Below are 17,419 nucleotides of genomic sequence, written 5' to 3'. Positions count from 1 at the left end.
TCGCTACCGCGCCGTAGCGACTAAAGGCCCGTGGAGACAGACCCCGCCGAACCGCTCGGCTCGACCGGGAGGGGTCACGGCGACAGCGCGAGCAGATTCGACCGCCCGTCGGCGAGGTAGACGGTGCCGTCGAGGCCGAGGGCGTCGAAGACGGTGTCGCGTTCGAGTGCGGCAGTCGCCTCGCCGTCGGCGTCGACCGCGTACACCGTCTTGAACGGTTCGTCGGCCGACTCCCCGGTGATGGCGGTCGCGACCATCGCTTCGGCGGTCGCGGTCTCCGGCCACGAGTTGTTCGACGGCGGCGCGAACGTCCAGCGCTCTGCGCCCGAGACGTCGTACGCCGTCGCGGCGTCCGCGCTCCGCCCGGACCGCGTGTACAGGGTATCGCCGTCGGGATCGAGGAGGAGCCACTGCCCGTAGTCGTCGTCGCGCCACGCGACGGTTCCGTCCGTCTCGACCGCCAGAACCGCCTCGCCGCCGGCGTACAGCCGGTCGCCGTCGAGGAGGAGCTCCTCGACCGGCGCGTCGAGACGCCAGTCTACGTCGCCGTTCGGCGCGACGCCCGACAGCGTCGCGCCCTCGCCCGACCCGGAGCGGACGAACAGTCGACCCTCGGCAATCTCGACCCAGCGAGCGGATACGTCTTCGAGCGCGAACCGGTCGTCGCCCTCGCGGTCGAGCGCGACGAGGCCGTCGGCGGCGGCGACGACGACGCCCCGCGGGGAGACGGCGACGTCCCGGACCGCGGTGAACGACCGCTCCCACGCGAGGCTCCCGTCGGCCGCGTCGATCCCGTAGACGACGGTGGTCAGCGGCTCCTCGGGCGTCTGGTGGCTCGTCGGCGTCACGTCCGGCGGCGGGAAGAACTCCAAGCCCGTGGCGACGACGAGACCCTCGGAGACGCCCGCGACGGCGAGTTCGCGCTCGCGCTCGAACGTCCAGCGGCGATCGCCGCTCGTCCGGTCGAACGCGTGGAGCGCCGTCCACTCGCGCTCGTCCGCCGCGCCCGCGACGGCGTACAGGGCATCGTCGGTCGGCGTCACGCCCCAGCCGCCGCGGGCGATCCGGCCGTAGGCGACGTGGGAGCCGCCGACCGCCTCGCCGGACATCTCGCGCCGCCAGAGGGTCGTTCGATCGGCGGGGTCGATGGCTTCGACGGCCGACGCCCCGTCGGCGTCGCTCAGGGTCGCGTACAGCACGTCGTCGTCGGCACCGCCGGACGCAGACTGACTGTTCGCGCCGTTTGCCGAAGCAGCGTCGAGGCCGAGAACGTTCCAGCCGTCGAACGAGACGGTCCACTCGGGCGTCCACTCGGGCAGGTCGCCCGGCGTCGTGGTGGGGCCGTCCGAGAGCGGCGGCGGCGCGTCGTCCGCGAGCGAGAGGCGGTCGACGTCGCCGCCGCGCCTGCCGAGACAGCCGGCCGCGGCGACCGTGCCGGCGACGGCCCCGACGCCGAACTGGAGGAGCCGCCTGCGGGAGACCGCGGGCGTTCCACGGGGAGGGCGAGAGACCATACGCGTATCCGTGGGAGGGGACGGAAAGGGTCTTCTGGTGGGTCAAACGCCCGTTTGACAGGCGGCGCGTCTTCGGCCTTGTATCCACGAATGTGTGTATCTAGCCCCGATAGAAGAGCAACCTTTACACTCCCCTGCGTATGTCCTCCGAGTATGTCAGAGACGGTGCTTCTCGTCGGCGGCGGCGGACGCGAGCACGCGATCGCCCGCGCGCTGTCGGCGGACCCGGCGTGCGAGCTGTACGCGTGTGCGAGCAACCGAAACCCCGGAATCACCGGCCTCGCGGCGGGTTTCGAGGCGGTTTCGGAGACGGCCGTCGAGGATATCGTCGCCTACGCGACCGACGTCGACGCCGACCTCGCCGTCATCGGTCCGGAGTCGGCGTTGGAAGCGGGGGTCGCCGACGCCCTCGACGACGCCGGGGTCTACACGTTCGGCCCCGACGCCGACGCCGCCCGGATCGAGACGGACAAGGCCTTCCAGCGGGAGTTCATGGAGTCCGAGTCGATCCCGGGCTGTCCCGACTACGCCGTCTTCGAGGACACCGAGGCCGCCTGCGAGTACATCGACGCCTCCGACGGCGACCTCGCGGTCAAGCCCGCGGGGCTCACCGGCGGCAAGGGCGTGAAAGTAATCGGCGACCAAGTCGACCGCGAGGGTGCGAAAGCGTACCTCCGCGAGAACGACTACGACGAGGTCGTCCTCGAGGAGCGCCTCGTCGGCGAGGAGTTCACCGTGCAGGCGTTCGTCGCGAACGGTGACGTCCGACCCACCCCCGCGGTTCAGGACCACAAGCGTGCCTACGAGGGTGACGAGGGGCCGAACACCGGCGGGATGGGAAGCTACAGCGACGCCGGACCGGACCTCCCGTTTATGACGAGCGCGGACTACGCCGACGCCGTCGAGATCCTCGAAGCCGTCGTCGACGCTCTCCCCGAGTACAAGGGCATCCTCTACGGGCAGTTCATGCTCGGCGCTGACGGGCCGAAGGTCGTCGAGTTCAACGCCCGCTTCGGCGACCCGGAGGCGATGAACACCCTGCCCGTCCTGAACACCTCCTTCTTCGACGTGCTCACCGCCGCTCGGGACGGCGAGGAACTGCCGCAGTTGGAGTTCGCGGGGAAGGCGACCGTCTGCAAGTACGCCGTCCCCGAGGGGTACCCGACGGACCCGAAGAGCGGCGCGAAGATCACCGTCGACGAGGGCAGCGCGGGGGACGCGCTGCTGTTCTACGCCAGCGTCGACGAGCGCGAGGTCGGCCTCTACACGACGACGTCCCGCTCGTTCGCGGTCGTCGGCGTCGCCGACTCGATCGCGGAGGCGGAAGCGCAGGCCGAGGACGCACTCGCGGCCGCGGGCGACGGCCTCCGCGTGCGCCACGACGTCGGCAAGGCGGACCTCGTCCAGCGGCGGATCGATCACATGAACGAACTCCGCGGGGAGTAGACGCGCGGACTTTTGGGAGTCCGGCGCGATAGCACAGCCGTGAGCGACGACGACACCCGCCGACACGACCGCCTTCGGCGACACCCCACGCCCGGCCCCGCGAACTCGCTGCGGTACTGGACCGACGCGAAGCCGGTCTGGCGAGTCGTACTCAACTACCTCCTCGTGTGGGTCGCGCGGATCGCTCCTTCGCTCCGGGTCAGAAGCTGGGCGCTCCGTCGACTCGGCGTGACCGTCGGCGAGGGCGTCTCGTGGGGGCTCGAAGCGACTCCGGACGTCTTCTGGCCCGAACTGATCACCCTCGGCGACGGGGTCGTCGTCGGCTACGACTCGGTGATCCTCTGTCACGAGTTCCTGCAGGACGAGTACCGGACGGGCGAGGTCGTCGTCGGCGACGGCGCGATGATCGGCGCGAAGGCGGTCGTGCTCCCCGGCGTGACCATCGGCGAGGGCGCGCAGGTCGCGGCGAACTCGCTGGTGACCCGGGACGTGCCGCCGGGTGCGACGGTCGCGGGCGTGCCTGCGCGGCCGATGGGCGGTGACGACGAGAACGACGAGGACGACGCGGGCGAGAGAGCGTAGCCGTCAGTCGCGGAACCGCACGACGCCGACCTCGAAGACGGTGCTGTTGGGGACGACGAACTCCTCGCCGTCGTTCTCGACGTGGGTCACGAAGAGGTTCACCTCCTGGACGATGCCGCGGTGCTCGCCGATGGCGACCTCGTCGCCGATCGAGTAGGGCTGGTTCAACAGCAGATACGCCCCCGCGGCTCCGGATTTCAACAGGTCCGAGAGCGCGATGGCCGTGAGCGCCACGAGCGCGAGGAGATACACCGCGAGCAGGACGACGAGCGCGAGCGTCGCGACGCCGAGTTGGGAGAGCGCCACCAGGACGGCGATGTAGAAGACGGTGAACTTCGCGATCCGCGGGAAGACGCCGATCTGCGGGAGCTTGACCCCGGTGAGGCGCTCGCCGACCATCAGTTGGACCTTGTCGCCGACGACGACGCCGACGATGAGGATGACGATCGCGAAGAACAGTTGGGGGACGAACTCGACGGTGCGGCTCCAGAAACTGGCCGCGACGGTGATGTTCGCGATCGAGAGGAGCGCGAGGAACGTGATCCCGAGGACGAAAAACCGGACTAACGTTCCGAGTACCTCGACCGTCGAGGTGTCGAACTCGCGGGCGGTCCGCTCGAAGGCCGTGCCCTCGATCGCCTCGGGGACTCCGAAGCGGACGAGCAGGCGGGTCGTGAGCGACCCCAACACCAGCGCCGCGACGATGCCGACCACGACGACGAACAGCGCGGCCCACATCGTCTGCGGGACGGCGCTGAAGATCTCGGGAAGCGGCCCGAGGTCTACCTGCATCGCCGCGGCGCTCGCCGTCGACGGCGTCGGCTCGACCCCCGTCATCAGTACTCCTCCGGATCGATCTCGAGGATGATCTGCCCGCCCTTGAACGCCCGGACGAGCCCGTCGGACTCGGAGAGCACGATCGCGGTCGCGTTGGTGTCGCGGGTGATCGCCGCGCCCGCCATGTGTCGCGCGCCGAGTCCCTTCGGGATGTCGACGCCCTCGGCGGCGGGTTCGAGGTAGCGGTAGGCGCTGACGATCTTCCCGGAGTCCGAGATGACGAACGCGCCGTCCAGCCGGGAGAACTCCTTGAGCATCACGTTCACGATGGGGTCGCCGACGTGGACGTGGGACTTCTCGAAGGGGTTGTAGCTGAGCGGTCGGGACTTGTTCATCACCTTCCCGGCGTCGCCGACGACGAACAGCGCGCCGACGGGCTTGCCCTTCTGCCCCTTCTTGCCCAGTTCGATCGCGACCTCGAAGACGTCGCGGATGACGCTCGGGTCCGCCCGGGAGTTCGCGAAGAGGTCGTAGATGCCCGACCGCATCGCCTCCTCGACGCGGACCCGGACGACGCTGTCGGGATCGCCCTCGAAGATCCGGACGCTACAGGCGACGACGTCGCCCTCCTCGACGAGGTCCTGTTCGAGCGCGCCCTCGACGCCGAATTTGATCCGGTCGCGGACGTTGTCGAACTCCAGCGGGAGTTCGACGTACGTCTCCGCGTCGACGTCGTTCTGCGGTGCGACGACGACGAGTTCCTCCGCGAGATCGGCGTCGGCGAACCGCTCGTAGTGCGAACTGCTCGGCGAGAACAGGAACACGCTCTCGACGTCCGACACGACATCTCCCAGGAGGTCCGATAGCGCCGACATTGGTGCTGGTACGGCGCGGGCGCTGTAAAGCGTTGTGGGACGTTCTCTCGGCTGATATCAGTGCGACAAGAGTCTGACGTGCGTCGGACTCCTCCGCCGGACGTCAGGTCAAACGACCGTCAGTAGGACTTCGCGAAGTACGCGGTCTCGGCGGCCTCGTCGCCGCAGATCGCGCAATCTTCGCCGTGGTGGATCCCCTCGTCGTCGTCGAGCGGAACCATCACGATCTCGGCGGCGATCTGGTCTTTGATCTCCGCCTCGCACTCTTCCTCGCCGCACCACGGCGCTTTCACGTAGCCGCCGTGCTGGCCGATCGTCCCCAGAATCTCGGCCCGGCTGTCGGCCTCGCGGACGTTCTCGTCGAGGTTCTCCTCGGCGGCGGCGTACAGCTTCGCGTACACCTCGTCGAAGTGCGACTCGACGGTCTCGGCGATGTCCTCGCGGTCGACCTCCGTCGACTCGCCGTCGGGGCGGTGGACGAGCGTGACCGTGCCGTCGTCGGCCTCGTTGGGACCGATCTCCATCCGGACGGGGACGCCCTTCAGCTCCCACTCGTTGAACTTGAACCCGGGGTTGCGCTCGTCGCGGTCGTCGAGTTCGACGCGGACGCCCGCGTCTTCGAGCTCCGCTTCGATTCCCTCGGCGTATTCCAGGACGTCCTCCTTCGTGTCGGCCTGCCAGATCGGCACGATCACGAGTTGCTCGGGCGCGATCGCGGGCGGCAGCACGAGCCCCTGATCGTCCGAGTGGGTCATGATAAGCGCGCCGAGCGCCCGCCAGGAGAGCCCCCACGAGGTCGTGTGCGCGATCTGGGAGTCCTCGTCCTCGTCGGTGTAGGTGATGTCGAACGCCTCCGCGAACGAGGTCCCGAGGTAGTGGGAGGTCGCCCCCTGCACGGACTTGCCGTCGGGCATCAGCGCCTCGACCGTAGTCGTCGTGTCCGCGCCGGGGAACTTGTCGTGTTCGGGCTTCGCGCCCCGCAGCACGGGCATCGCGAGCAGGTCCTCGTAGGTCTCCTCGTACTGGTCGAGCCGCCGCATCGTCTCGTTCCAGGCGTCGTCGCGGGTCGCGTGCGCGGTGTGGCCCTCCTGCCAGAGGAACTCCTTCGTCCGGAAGAACGGCTTCGTCTCGGTGGCCTCCCAGCGGACGACCGACGCCCACTGGTTCACTCGCAGCGGGAGGTCGCGGTGGCTGCGGACCCACTGGGAGATGTACGGCGTGATGATCGACTCCGAGGTCGGCCGGACCGCCAGCGGCTCTTCGAGCTCCTGGTTGCCGGCGCGCTCGACCCACGCGACCTCGGGATCGAACCCCTCGACGATGTCCTTCTCGCGTTCGAGGTAGCTCTCCGGAATGAACAGCGGGAAGTAGGCGTTCTGGACGCCGGTGTCTTTGAACAGCGAATCGAGGTGGCCCTGAATCCGCTCCCAGAGTTCGTACGCGCGCGGTCGCGTCACGATGAAGCCGCTCATCCCCTCGGGCGCGTAGTTCGCGAGGTTGGCCTTCTGGACCACCTCGGCGTACCACTCGCCGGTGTTGTACTCCTTCGACTCGGTGATGCCGAGTTCCTGTTCGTCGCTCATTACGTGTTTCGAGCCCCACTGCAGTCTTAAATCTCCTGAAGCGGTCCCGAAGACGACGATCTCCGTGAGGGTCTCTCAGCGCAGTTCGCCGGGAGCGACGCCGAAGGGGCTCTCCGCCTCGCGCCAGTCCCAGCCCGGCAGCCGCGTCTGGAACCCCGCCGCCAACGCGGCGTCGAGGTCGTCGACGCCCGCGCCGCCGTCGGTGTGCGTCGTCACGTCGGCGTAGTGGAACGTCGCCTGCGCGAGCAGCGACAGCGGCGTCCCGCCCGCGATGGTCGCGGCGAGTTCCCGCCCGAGCACCTCGTCGACGACGAAGCCCGGATAGTCGTTTTCGACGTCCAGTTCCCGGAGGATCGCGACGTAGCCCGCGACGTTGACCGCGACCTCGCCGTCGGCGAAGACGGCCGCGACCTCCTCGCGGTAGTCGGCCGACGAGACGGGGTCGACGTCGGTCTCGAACAGCTCTCCCAGTCGGTCGCGCGTCTCGTTGATGAGCGGGACGACCGTCCCGGCCCGCTCTGTGACCCACGTCGCCTCGCTCGCGACACGCGCTGGCGTGATCTGCATACGTCCACTGCGACCCCCTCGGATTTCGGCTTTGCGAAGCCTTTTATACGCAGGCTGATCTATTTCGGAACAAGCGGGTTTTCCCTGCCTTTCCACGGCCAGGACCGCCAGATATCGTCGTTTCGACGAACTACGTTAGTCCTATGCTCTCTCACGCGACCCCGACGTTTCACCCCGCTCGCGCGACGCCGTCGGTCTCCCGCACCGACCTCGTGATCGTGCGGTCGCGTCGGCCGCGGAATCAGGGATCCCCGATCAACCGTCCGTCTGCGACGATCACGACGGAACGCTCTCAGTTATGAGTTCAGTAGATACGCAACTCGAGGAGTTGAAAGCAGAAGTCACAGCGGAGCTCCCCGCCGACATCTCCGTGTCGGACGTCACCTACGAGGGACCGGAACTGGTCATTTACACCCGCGATCCGAAGCGGTTCGCCCAGAACAGCGATCTGATTCGCGACCTCGCAGGAAAGCTCCGGAAACGCATCACCGTCCGCCCGGACCCGGCGGCGTTGTCGCCGGCCGAAGAGGCCAGAGAACGGATTCTCGACGTCATCCCCGAGGAGGCCGGCGTCACCGACCTCGACTTCCACGAGGACATCGGGGAAGTCGTCATCGAGGCGCAGAAGCCCGGGATGGTCATCGGCCGCCACGGCGCGACGCTGCGCGAGATCACCCAGGAGGTGGGCTGGACGCCCGAGGTCGTTCGGACGCCCCCGATCGAGTCCTCGACGGTCTCGAACGTCCGCAACTTCCTCAAGCAGGAGCGCGACGACCGTCGGCAGATCCTCGAACGGGTCGGCCGGCAGATCCACCGCGAACAGCTCTCCGACGAGGAGTGGGTCCGGATCACGACCCTCGGCTGCTGCCGGGAGGTCGGTCGCGCGTCCTTCATCCTCTCGACCGCCGAGACGCGCATCCTCATCGACTGCGGCGACAAGCCCGGCTCCGACGACGTCCCGTACCTGCAGGTCCCCGAAGCCCTCGGCGCGGGCGCGAACTCGCTGGACGCGGTCGTGCTGACGCACGCGCACCTCGATCACTCCGCGCTGATCCCGCTACTTTTCAAGTACGGCTACGACGGTCCGATCTACACGACCGAGCCGACACGGGACCTGATGGGGCTGCTGCAACTGGACTACCTCGACGTGGCGGCCAAAGAGGGCCGCACGCCCCCCTACGAGTCCGAGATGGTCCGGGAGGCGATCAAACACACCATCCCGATCGAGTACGGTGACGTCACCGACATCGCGCCGGACGTGAAGCTGACGCTCCACAACGCCGGGCACATCCTCGGCTCGGCGGTCTCGCACTTCCACATCGGCGACGGCCTCTACAACGTGGCGTTCTCCGGGGACATCCACTACGAGGACACCCGGCTGTTCAACGGCGCGGTCAACGACTTCCCGCGCGTCGAGACGCTTGTGCTGGAGTCGACCTACGGCGGCCGCAACGACTACCAGACCGATCAGGAGGACGCCGAGCGCAAACTGATCGAAGCGATCAACGAGACGTACGACCGCGGCGGGAAGATCGTGATTCCCGCCTTCGCCGTCGGGCGCTCCCAAGAGATGATGCTCGTCATCGAGGAGGCGATGCGGACGGGGAAGATCCCGAGTATGCCGGTCCACCTCGACGGGATGATCTGGGAGGCGACCGCGATCCACACCACGTACCCGGAGTACCTCCGCGACGACCTCCGCGACCGCATCTTCCACGAGGACGACAACCCGTTCCTCGCCGAGGAGTTCAATCACATCGACGGCGGCGACGACGAGCGACAGGAGATCGCCGACGGCGAGCCCTGCATCGTGCTCTCGACGTCGGGAATGGTCACCGGCGGCCCGATCATGTCGTGGCTGCGCCACGTCGGCCCGGATCCGGACTCGCGGCTGCTGTTCGTGGGCTACCAGGCGCAGGGAACGCTGGGGAACCGCATCCAGAACGGCTGGGACGAGATCCCCGTCGAGACCGACCGCGTCGGTCGGTCGGACACGATGAAACTGGAGATGGACGTCGTGACCGTCGACGGCTTCTCGGGGCACGCCGACCGGCAGGGACTGGAGAACTTCGTGAAGACGATGAACCCCCGCCCGGAGAAGATCCTCTGCGTCCACGGCGACGAGCGCTCGGTGCAGGACCTCTCCTCGGGGCTGTATCACGACTACAACCTCCGGACGTTCGCCCCGAAGAACCTCGAGACGTTCCGGTTCCGCTGACTCCCGCCCGCGACCGCGGATGCCCCTCCCCGCGACCGCGAACCAACCTTCTTGCCCGCGTGCGCCGACTATCGCGTATGCGTCTCGCGCTCATCGCCCACGACGAGAAGAAACCCGACATCGTCGAGTTCGCGCGGAACCGTCAGAGCGACCTCGAACGGTTCGACCTGATGGCGACCGGGACGACGGGTAAACGGCTACAGGAGTCGACGGGCCTCGACATCGAGCGGAAGCAGTCGGGACCGCTCGGCGGCGATATGCAGATCGGCGCCGAGATCGCCGACGAGACCTGCGACGGCGTGATCTTCCTGCGCGATCCGCTCACCGCACAGCCGCACGAGCCCGATATCACCGCGCTGCTTCGGATCTGCGACGTCCACGCGATCCCCCTGGCGACGAACCTCGCGAGCGCCGACGCCGTCCTCGACGAACTCGTCCGCACCCTCGACGGCGGAGGGACCGACCCGCGCGGCTCTCAGGACTGAGAACCGCGCCGCGAGACTTAATCCGGGGAGCGCGAAACCGCCCTGTATGTCCCGCCGGTTCTCCGTCGCCGTCCGCATCCTGCTCGTCGTCGCGCTCGTCGCGTCGGCGGCAGCGGTCGGGACCGCCCCCGCGCTGGCACAGTCGGACGACGCATCGTCCGGGACCGATCGCCCGACCGACGCCGACGACCGGCGCTGCTTTCCGGACGGCGGGCACGACCTCGCCATCGGCGACGGGAACCCGCACATCGACGTGACCGTCCACACCTCGCTCTTCACTTCAGCGCCGCCGAGCGCGCTCGGCCTGTCGGCCCGGGGCGTCGCACTCGACAGCGATATCGTCTCGCTGCGGACCGGGGTCGTCTTCGAGGGCGTGCCAGACGGCGCGTCGGTCGAGGCGGTCTGGAACGCCTTCGCGATCCTCTTCGACTACCGACTCTCCCTGCCGATGTTCGCCGACGGCGTCGACGACTCCACGTACGAACCGACCGGAGGACCGGTTTCGGGCGTCGAGACGCGCGGGTGTTGAGACCCGCGCCGGATCACTCGGCCGCGGCGTCGGCCGGATCGACGACGGCCTCTTCGACCTCGTCGACGCCGACTCGATCGCACAGATCGTACAGCGGGCACGCCTCGGGGCCGTCCAGACACGCGGGCTTCCGCGCCGTGCAGTACTCGCGGCCGAACTGGATCATCGCCGTGTGGCCGAAGCCGCACTTGGGGCCGGGCACGTCGGCTTCGAGGTGTTCGCGGACCGTCTCGTGGTCGGCGTCTGCGGGAGCGAGGCCCATCCGTCGGGCGATGCGGTGGACGTGCGTGTCCACCGGAAAGACGCCGTCGCGGCCGCCCGCGAAGAGGAGCACGCAGTCGGCGGTCTTCGGCCCGACGCCGTGGATGTCGAGGAGCGCCTCGCGGACCGCGTCGGGGTCGCCCTCGCGGACGAACGCGTCGAATTCCTCTCGACCGCCGTACTCCTCGCGCACGCGCTCGGCCGCGCCGACGATCATCTCCGACTTCTGGTTGTAGAGGCCGGCCGAGGAGATCGTCTCCGCGAGTTCCGACTGCTCCGCCTCGGCGAGGGCGACGGCCAAGTCTTCGGATCCCGAATCGTACCGCTCCATCAGCGCGTCGTGAGCGGGCTGACTCGCGACGTCGCTCGTGTTCTGCGAGAGGATCGTCCGGACGAGCGACTCGAAGGCGTCCTTGCCGCCGTAGGTCTTCTGCCAGTACAGGCCGCCGAGTTCGTCGACGACTGCCTCCGCGCGCGTCCCGGCCTCGCCGGGCGCGAACGCGACTTCGACGCTCCCGTCCTCGCCGCCGCTGATGTTCTCTCGGGGTTCCTCGGGCATACGCGGAGTTCGGCGCAGCAGCGGAAAAGCGGTCCGGCCTCTTCGGGCGGCGCTGCCGACCTGGAGGTCGGCTCACTCCGTCTCGACGACCAACTCGAACCGGAGGTCCGCGCCGTCGGCGAGCGCGTCGACGAGGTCGCGGTCGAGGTCTCCGGCGGCGGCGTCGCCGCCGACGAGGACCGTCCGGTCGTCGACGTAGTCGCTGGTGCGCCCGACGTGGCTCCGCTCGTTCTCGAAGGACAGGTCCGGATCGCCCCGACCGCTGATCGTGGTTTCGTACGTCTCCCCGTCCTCCGCGGTGGCCGTGAGCGTCGCGGTGATCGTCGCGTCCGGATCTCGGCACGCCTCGACGAACGCGTCCTCGAAATCCGCGGGCACGCGGTCGGCCTCGACGGCGAGGATGCAGTCGCCGGCCGGGGTGAGCCAGTCGTCGCTCGTCACCTCGAACGTGCTGTCGTGCCGGGCGGTCACGTTCTCGTGGCCGCGCGCGCGGACGACTTCTCGTTCTCGCATACGGACCCGTCGGCGACGGGGCGGTAAGTCTCGCTCGGTCTGTCGCCTCACGCCCGCTCTCCGTGTGACACGCTACCATCGGACTTTATATACACCCTCGAGGTAGTGGGAAACACTCACACGGGGCGTACGACGGGTGTGAGAGTCATTTTCAGGCGGTCCGACCACCGGCAGATTTATATGCGGTAGACTTCAATGAGTAGTCACCAGAGCGCCTCCGGCGTTCCGGCGGCACAGCACGCAGAATGATCGGGAATTCTTATCCACGGTCGGCAGCACACGACGAGCGGCCGCCACGGTCCGGAGCGGTGATGGTATCGAGGATTGATCACGTATGGTGACGAAGCAAGACGTTCTTGACGAATACGACGTACAGCCACTCAAAGATTCAGATAACATCGAGCTTACCGACGAGAAGCTCGAAAACGGCTCGAAGGGGCAGCTCATCAAGGTTGCCGGGCAGCTTCGAGACCGACGAAACGACCTGAACCAGATGGCCTCCGAGCGCGCGTCCAAGCGCGACGACCTGAACGCCAAAACGCGCGAGAAGGTCGACGAGGCTCAGGAGCACCGCGAGAAACGCGACGAGCTCAACGAGCAGGTCCAAGAGCACAAGGAGAGCCGCAACGAGCTCAACGCGAAGGCGAACGAGCTGTTCGACCAGGTCGAGGAGATGAAATCAGACCTGGAACTCGACGACGGAAAGGACATCGAGGAGCTCCAAGAGGAGATCGAACAGCTCGAGTTCCGCCAGCAGACCGAGGTCCTCTCGACGGAGGACGAGCGCGAACTCATCGAGAAGATCGAGGACAAGCGCGAGGAGCTCAGCGAGAAGAAGGAGAAGGTCGACGACAGCGGTGAACTCGAAGAGCTCATCGAGGAGGCCGAGGAGGTCCGCTCGGAGGCGTCCCAGCACCACCAGAAGGTGACGGAGCTCGCCGACGAGGCCCAAGAGCACCACAACCAGATGATCGAGGCCTACCGCGAGGCCGACGACATCCGCGACGAGGCCGACGCGATGCACGAGCTCTTCGTCGAAGCCCAGGAAGCCGCCGACCGCCACCACGAGGACTTCGTCCGCGTCCAGAAGCGCCTCCGCGAGCTCGACAAGCAGGAAGAGCAGGAGCGCGAGGACGAGCGCGAAGAGGAGCGCGAGGCCGCCAAGGAGGAGGCCGAGGAGATCTACCAGAAGTTCAAGGAAGGCGAGACCCTCGACACCGAGGACCTGATGAAGCTCCAGAAGACGGGGCTTCTCTAGACGCCGGAGCCGACAGCGATTTGCCGACGGTTCGGCCGCGTGGCCGATTTTTCTTTTTCGTCTTGGGACTGCGTCGATTGTTCACCGAGAGTGCGTCGCTCGTCTCGCCGATAGTGTAAACCCGACCGGCGTCGTAGTTCGAGGAGGGTCCGACCGGACCGCCACCAAACGGATGTGACACCGTCGGATTCCGCACTATGTCGACTGAATCAGACGACCCCTACGTTCGAGCAACGACCGTCGACGAGGCGAAGACGAACAGCCCACAGACGATTCGTGTCGACGGCCGCGTCATCGGCCTCTTCTACCACGAAGGGGAGTTCTACGCCACCGACAACCGGTGTCCGCACATGGGCTTTCCGCTCACGGAGGGATCCGTCGACGACGGGGTACTCACGTGCCCGTGGCATCACGCGCGGTTCGAGCTCTCTTGCGGCGACACGTTCGACCCGTTCGCCGACGACGTCCGGACCTATCCAGTCGCGGTTCGAGAGGGCGACGTGTACGTCGATCCGAATCCCGCTCGCGACCGCTCGCCCGAGGAACACTGGCGCGACCGACTCGATCACAGCCTCCGGGAGAGCATCGACCTGATCACGGCGAAGTCGGTCATCGGACTCGACGACGCCGGGGTGTCGTACACGGAGCCGGTTCGAGTCGGAATCGAGTTCGGCACACGCTACCGCGACGACGGCTGGGGGCGCGGGCTCACGACGATGGTCGCGATGGCGAATCTCCTCGCGGACCTCCGCCCCGAGGACCGACGCCGCGCGCTCTACGTGGGGCTCACGGAGGTCGCCGACGAATGTTCCGGCGAACCGCCGTTCTTCGTTCAGGAGGCGCTCTCGACCGACGACGTCGCCACCGAGCGACTCGCGGAGTGGTTCCGAGAGAACATCGAGGTCCGCGACTCCGACGGGGCCGAACGCGTGCTCCGCGCGGCGATCGCGGCGGACGCCGACGAGTCGGCCCTCGCGGGAATGCTCGTCGCCGCCGCTACCGATCACCGCTATCTCGACTCCGGGCATCGACTCGACTTCGTCAACAAGGCGTTCGAGGCGCTCGACCACGTCGGCTGGGAACACGCCGACGAAGTGCTTCCGAGCCTCGTTCCCGGACTCGCGGCCGCCGACCGGGCCGAAGAGAACTCCTCGTGGCGGCAACCGATCGACGTCGCTGGCCTCTGTTACGACGCCGGGGAGGAGCTTCCCGAGTTGGTCGAGGCGGGCGCGGAGAAGACGTGGACCGAACCGGACGGCGTTCTCGACGTCCTCTTGGGGGACGATCCCCACGAGATCATCGACGCGCTGACGACGGCCGTCGCCGAGGGGGCGAGCGTCGAGGCCCTCGCGCGCCTCGTCGCTCACGCGGCCGGACGCCGCATCGCTCACTTCGGCACGAGCAACGAGTTCCGCGACTGGAACACCGTCCACCACACCTACACCTACGCGAACGCGGTCTACGGACTCGGCCGGCGGACTGACGCCCCGGAGGCGTATCGCGGGGTCTTCGACGCCGCGATGTCCGTCTACCTCGACCGGTTCCTCAACACGCCGCCGGCCCCGCTTCCCGACCCGGACGGCGACGGTAATCCCGGTGAGCTCTTGGACGGACTACTCGCGTGTTTCGAGGTCGAATCCGACGAGGAGGTCAACCGGGCCGGCCGACTCACCGCCGAGTACCTCGCCGCCGGCGGGGATGCGTCGACATTGAAGCGCGAACTCGGTGCGGTGCTCCTTCGAGAAGACGTCGGATTCCACCCCCGACAGAACCTCGAAGCGGCGTTCGCCCAGTACGAAGCCGACGACGGAGCGCGTGCCCGAATCCATCTCGTCGCCGCGGCGCGGTTCCTCGCCGCGCACACGCCGACCCGGCGAGCCGGCGAACAGACGTTCCGCATCGCCGAGCGGCTCAACCGGGGGGAACAGATCCACGAGGAGTAACCGGAGAGCGAGTGACCGAGACTTCTTTAACCGAGTCAACCGTTCGCACGACTGTGACAACGCTCGTCCTCTGCGTCGACCGCTCGAACGACATCGGTCGGACCGCGGGGCTTGAGATGCCGATCGTCGGCTGGGAGGCCGTGCGGTCGCTCGTCACCGACGTCGGCCTCGCGGATCCGGAGGACTCGAGCGTCAACTGCCTGTTGGAGGCGCTGCGGGTCGCCCGCGACCTCCGAGACGAGCGCGAGGAGACGGTCGTCGCCGTCGTCTCCGGCGGTACCGACTCCCTCGTCGGGGCCGATCGCTCGCTCTCGGCGCAGGTCGACTCCCTCGTCGACACCTACGACCCCGACTCGGCGATCGTCGTCCTCGACTCCGCGAACGACGAGCGGGTCGTCCCCGTCGTCGAGAGCCGCGTCCGGATCGACTCGGTCGACCGGGTCGTCGTCCGGCAGGCCCACGACATCGAGTCGACGTACTACCTCCTCAAGCAGTTCCTCGCCGACGAGGAGCTTCGGACGACCGTCCTCGTCCCGCTCGGCGCGACGCTGCTGTTGCTGCCGATCCTCCTCTCGCAGTTCTCGCCGACGGTCGCGCTGGCGAGCCTCGCGGCGCTTTTGGGCGCGGTGTTGCTGTACAAGGGGCTCGCGATCGACGAACTCATCTCGGAAGTCCCCGAGCGCGTTCGGGCGGCGCTGTACTCCGGGCGCGTCTCCGTCGTCACCTACGCCGTCAGTCTCGGCTTGGGACTCGTCGGCATCTTCCTCGGCGCCCTCGCCGTGACGCCGCAGCCGGACCCCGAATCCGTGGTGGTCCAGACGATGCAGTTCACCTACAGCGCCGTTCCGTGGCTCGCCCTCGCCGCGCTCACCGCCAGCGCCGGACGGCTACTCGACGAACTCATCGGCAGCGACGGCGTCAGCACGCCGTACCTGAACCTCCCGTTCGGCGTCGTCGCCCTCGGACTCGTCGTCCGCGGCTTCGCGGGGTGGTTCCTCCAGCGGGAGGGCGTCCTCGCGGACCCGCGCCTGTGGGAATTCGTCGTCACCCCCCAGCAGCGGCTCGCCGCGTTCATCGTCACCGGGATCGTCGTCAGCGTCGTCGGCGTGCGCGTCGCCGCGAGCGTCAGCGGCGAGACGATCGACGACGTCGCGCAGTGAACGCTCGCCAGCGGCACTCGACGGCGAAGAGTCCGTGAACGCGCCTACGATTCCCGAGCGCGATACTCGCCGTGTTTGACACCGAGCGCCAGACAGATCACGCCGAACACGAGCATCGCGGGCGTCACCATCATCAGCACGGTACTCGTCGCCATCACGCCCGCAGCGACCAGGACGCCCGTTCCGAGCGCGACTAACAGGACGAGCAGTCCGGCCGTCGTCGGGAGGTCGAACTCCATACGCGACCCCCTAGGGATCGCGGAGACAAATCGGTTCCCCCGGTTACCACGGTCGCGCTCAGCTACGCGTTACCACGGCGCGAAACTCGGATCGATCTGCCGGTCGGTCCGGTCGATCGCATCGATTGCGGCGACGTCGTCGTCGTCGAGCTCGAGGTCCAGCGAGCGCCAGTTGTCGAGGATGTGTGCCTCGCTCGACGCTTTCGGGATGGCGGTCACGCCCTTCTCGCGGAGCCACGCGAGCGACACCTGCGCCTCGCTGGCGTCGTGCTTCTCGGCGATCTCGGTCAGCTCAGGCACGTCGAAGACCTCCCCCCGAGCCAGCGGCGAGTACGCGACGAGTTCGACGTCGCGGTCGGCGCAGTGCTCGCGCAGCTCCTCCTGCCGGAGCAGCGGGTGCATCTCGACTTGGTTCGCGAAGATCGGCGCGTCGGCGCGTTCGATCGCCTCGTCGACCTGTTCGGGGAGGAAGTTGCTGATGCCGATTCTGTCTACCTTTCCGGCGTCGACGAGTTCGTCGAACGCGCGGAACGTCCCCTCGGGGTCGTACGAGCGCGAGGGCCAGTGAACGTACAGCAGGTCGACCGCGTCGACGCCCAGTTTGTCGAGACTCTCCTGAGTCGTCGACAGCACGTCGTCGTACGCGAGGTTGTCGATCCACACTTTCGTCGCGAGGAAGACGTCCTCGCGGTCGACGTCGGCGCGTTCGATCCCGCGCCCGACGCTCTCCTCGTTGCCGTACGCCTGCGCGGTGTCGATGTGGCGGTATCCCGCTTCGAGCGCGGTCTCGACGGCGGCCGCACACGCCTCGGGGTCGTCGTTCTGCCACGTTCCGAGGCCGAGCATCGGCATCCCGTTCGCGAGCGGTGCGCGTCGCTGCTCGTGTTGGTTCATACGCGAAGAGAGGGTC

General features: G+C 67.9%; 17 protein-coding genes. 8 read left to right on the top strand and 9 right to left on the bottom strand.

Annotated features, from left to right (window positions below):
- Positions 1 to 74: 74 nt before the first annotated feature.
- A complete protein-coding gene (locus tag ACP99_RS17225; RefSeq protein ID WP_049987777.1) occupies positions 75 to 1,514 on the bottom strand; it encodes an outer membrane protein assembly factor BamB family protein in 1,440 nt (479 codons plus the stop codon).
- 153 nt (positions 1,515 to 1,667) lie between these two features.
- On the opposite strand from ACP99_RS17225, the gene purD reads away from it, so the two are divergent.
- Both purD and ACP99_RS17215 read left to right on the top strand, forming a co-directional pair.
- Complete coding sequence (purD, locus tag ACP99_RS17220; RefSeq protein ID WP_049987776.1) at positions 1,668 to 2,960, top strand: phosphoribosylamine--glycine ligase; 1,293 nt, start codon at positions 1,668 to 1,670, stop codon at positions 2,958 to 2,960.
- 39 nt (positions 2,961 to 2,999) lie between these two features.
- Positions 3,000 to 3,542: an acyltransferase gene (locus ACP99_RS17215; protein ID WP_049987775.1), complete on the top strand. Its 543-nt coding sequence runs from the start codon at positions 3,000 to 3,002 to the stop codon at positions 3,540 to 3,542.
- A 3-nt stretch (positions 3,543 to 3,545) separates the two neighbouring features.
- Here the strand turns inward: ACP99_RS17215 and ACP99_RS17210 are convergent, their stop codons facing one another.
- The 4 genes from ACP99_RS17210 to ACP99_RS17195 all read right to left on the bottom strand — a co-directional run bounded on the left by ACP99_RS17210 (position 3,546) and on the right by ACP99_RS17195 (position 7,344).
- Complete coding sequence (locus tag ACP99_RS17210) at positions 3,546 to 4,379, bottom strand: mechanosensitive ion channel domain-containing protein (RefSeq protein ID WP_049987774.1); 834 nt, start codon at positions 4,377 to 4,379, stop codon at positions 3,546 to 3,548.
- The gene (gene dacZ, locus ACP99_RS17205) at positions 4,379 to 5,194 is read right to left on the bottom strand and encodes a diadenylate cyclase (protein WP_049987773.1); all 816 of its coding nucleotides are present in this window, start codon (positions 5,192 to 5,194) and stop codon (positions 4,379 to 4,381) included. The genes ACP99_RS17210 and dacZ overlap by 1 nt, the downstream gene beginning before the upstream one ends.
- A 119-nt stretch (positions 5,195 to 5,313) precedes the next feature.
- Positions 5,314 to 6,777 (bottom strand): proline--tRNA ligase, encoded by a 1,464-nt coding sequence (gene proS / locus ACP99_RS17200; protein WP_049987772.1) that lies wholly within the window; start codon positions 6,775 to 6,777, stop codon positions 5,314 to 5,316.
- A gap of 75 nt (positions 6,778 to 6,852) precedes the next feature.
- Positions 6,853 to 7,344 carry a hypothetical protein gene (locus ACP99_RS17195; RefSeq protein ID WP_049987771.1) on the bottom strand — a complete coding sequence of 164 codons (492 nt, stop codon included), beginning with the start codon at positions 7,342 to 7,344 and terminating at the stop codon, positions 6,853 to 6,855.
- Positions 7,345 to 7,642: 298 nt separating this feature from the next.
- Here ACP99_RS17195 and ACP99_RS17190 point away from each other — a divergent pair, with 298 nt between their 5' ends.
- The 3 genes from ACP99_RS17190 (at position 7,643) to ACP99_RS17180 (ending at position 10,576) form a co-directional block, all read left to right on the top strand.
- The gene (locus ACP99_RS17190; RefSeq protein WP_049987770.1) at positions 7,643 to 9,562 is read left to right on the top strand and encodes a beta-CASP ribonuclease aCPSF1; all 1,920 of its coding nucleotides are present in this window, start codon (positions 7,643 to 7,645) and stop codon (positions 9,560 to 9,562) included.
- Between the two features lie 77 nt (positions 9,563 to 9,639).
- A complete protein-coding gene (locus ACP99_RS17185; protein ID WP_049987769.1) occupies positions 9,640 to 10,047 on the top strand; it encodes a methylglyoxal synthase in 408 nt (135 codons plus the stop codon).
- A 46-nt stretch (positions 10,048 to 10,093) separates the two neighbouring features.
- Positions 10,094 to 10,576 (top strand): DUF7332 family protein, encoded by a 483-nt coding sequence (locus tag ACP99_RS17180; protein WP_049987768.1) that lies wholly within the window; start codon positions 10,094 to 10,096, stop codon positions 10,574 to 10,576.
- Positions 10,577 to 10,589: 13 nt separating this feature from the next.
- Here ACP99_RS17180 and ACP99_RS17175 read toward each other — a convergent pair whose 3' ends face one another.
- A complete protein-coding gene (locus tag ACP99_RS17175) occupies positions 10,590 to 11,396 on the bottom strand; it encodes an endonuclease III domain-containing protein (RefSeq protein WP_049987767.1) in 807 nt (268 codons plus the stop codon).
- Between the two features lie 72 nt (positions 11,397 to 11,468).
- Positions 11,469 to 11,909 carry a DUF371 domain-containing protein gene (locus ACP99_RS17170; protein WP_049987766.1) on the bottom strand — a complete coding sequence of 147 codons (441 nt, stop codon included), beginning with the start codon at positions 11,907 to 11,909 and terminating at the stop codon, positions 11,469 to 11,471.
- 334 nt (positions 11,910 to 12,243) lie between these two features.
- Here ACP99_RS17170 and ACP99_RS17165 point away from each other — a divergent pair, with 334 nt between their 5' ends.
- From ACP99_RS17165 to ACP99_RS17155, 3 genes are all read left to right on the top strand, one after another.
- Positions 12,244 to 13,167 carry a coiled-coil protein gene (locus tag ACP99_RS17165; RefSeq protein ID WP_049987765.1) on the top strand — a complete coding sequence of 308 codons (924 nt, stop codon included), beginning with the start codon at positions 12,244 to 12,246 and terminating at the stop codon, positions 13,165 to 13,167.
- A 197-nt stretch (positions 13,168 to 13,364) separates the two neighbouring features.
- The gene (locus tag ACP99_RS17160) at positions 13,365 to 15,110 is read left to right on the top strand and encodes a Rieske (2Fe-2S) protein (RefSeq protein WP_049987764.1); all 1,746 of its coding nucleotides are present in this window, start codon (positions 13,365 to 13,367) and stop codon (positions 15,108 to 15,110) included.
- A 53-nt stretch (positions 15,111 to 15,163) separates the two neighbouring features.
- Positions 15,164 to 16,270: a DUF373 family protein gene (locus tag ACP99_RS17155; RefSeq protein ID WP_049987763.1), complete on the top strand. Its 1,107-nt coding sequence runs from the start codon at positions 15,164 to 15,166 to the stop codon at positions 16,268 to 16,270.
- Between the two features lie 44 nt (positions 16,271 to 16,314).
- Here the strand turns inward: ACP99_RS17155 and ACP99_RS17150 are convergent, their stop codons facing one another.
- A complete protein-coding gene (locus ACP99_RS17150; protein ID WP_049987762.1) occupies positions 16,315 to 16,509 on the bottom strand; it encodes a DUF7333 family protein in 195 nt (64 codons plus the stop codon).
- A 69-nt stretch (positions 16,510 to 16,578) separates the two neighbouring features.
- The gene (locus tag ACP99_RS17145; RefSeq protein WP_049987761.1) at positions 16,579 to 17,403 is read right to left on the bottom strand and encodes an aldo/keto reductase; all 825 of its coding nucleotides are present in this window, start codon (positions 17,401 to 17,403) and stop codon (positions 16,579 to 16,581) included.
- Positions 17,404 to 17,419: the final 16 nt, after the last annotated feature.

The organism is Halobellus rufus (assembly GCF_000739575.1).
In the GTDB taxonomy this organism is placed as follows: Archaea; Halobacteriota; Halobacteria; order Halobacteriales; family Haloferacaceae; genus Haloquadratum; species Haloquadratum rufum.
Note: the sequence above shows the minus strand (reverse complement) of the source record. Positions and strands in the feature narration are given on the sequence as shown.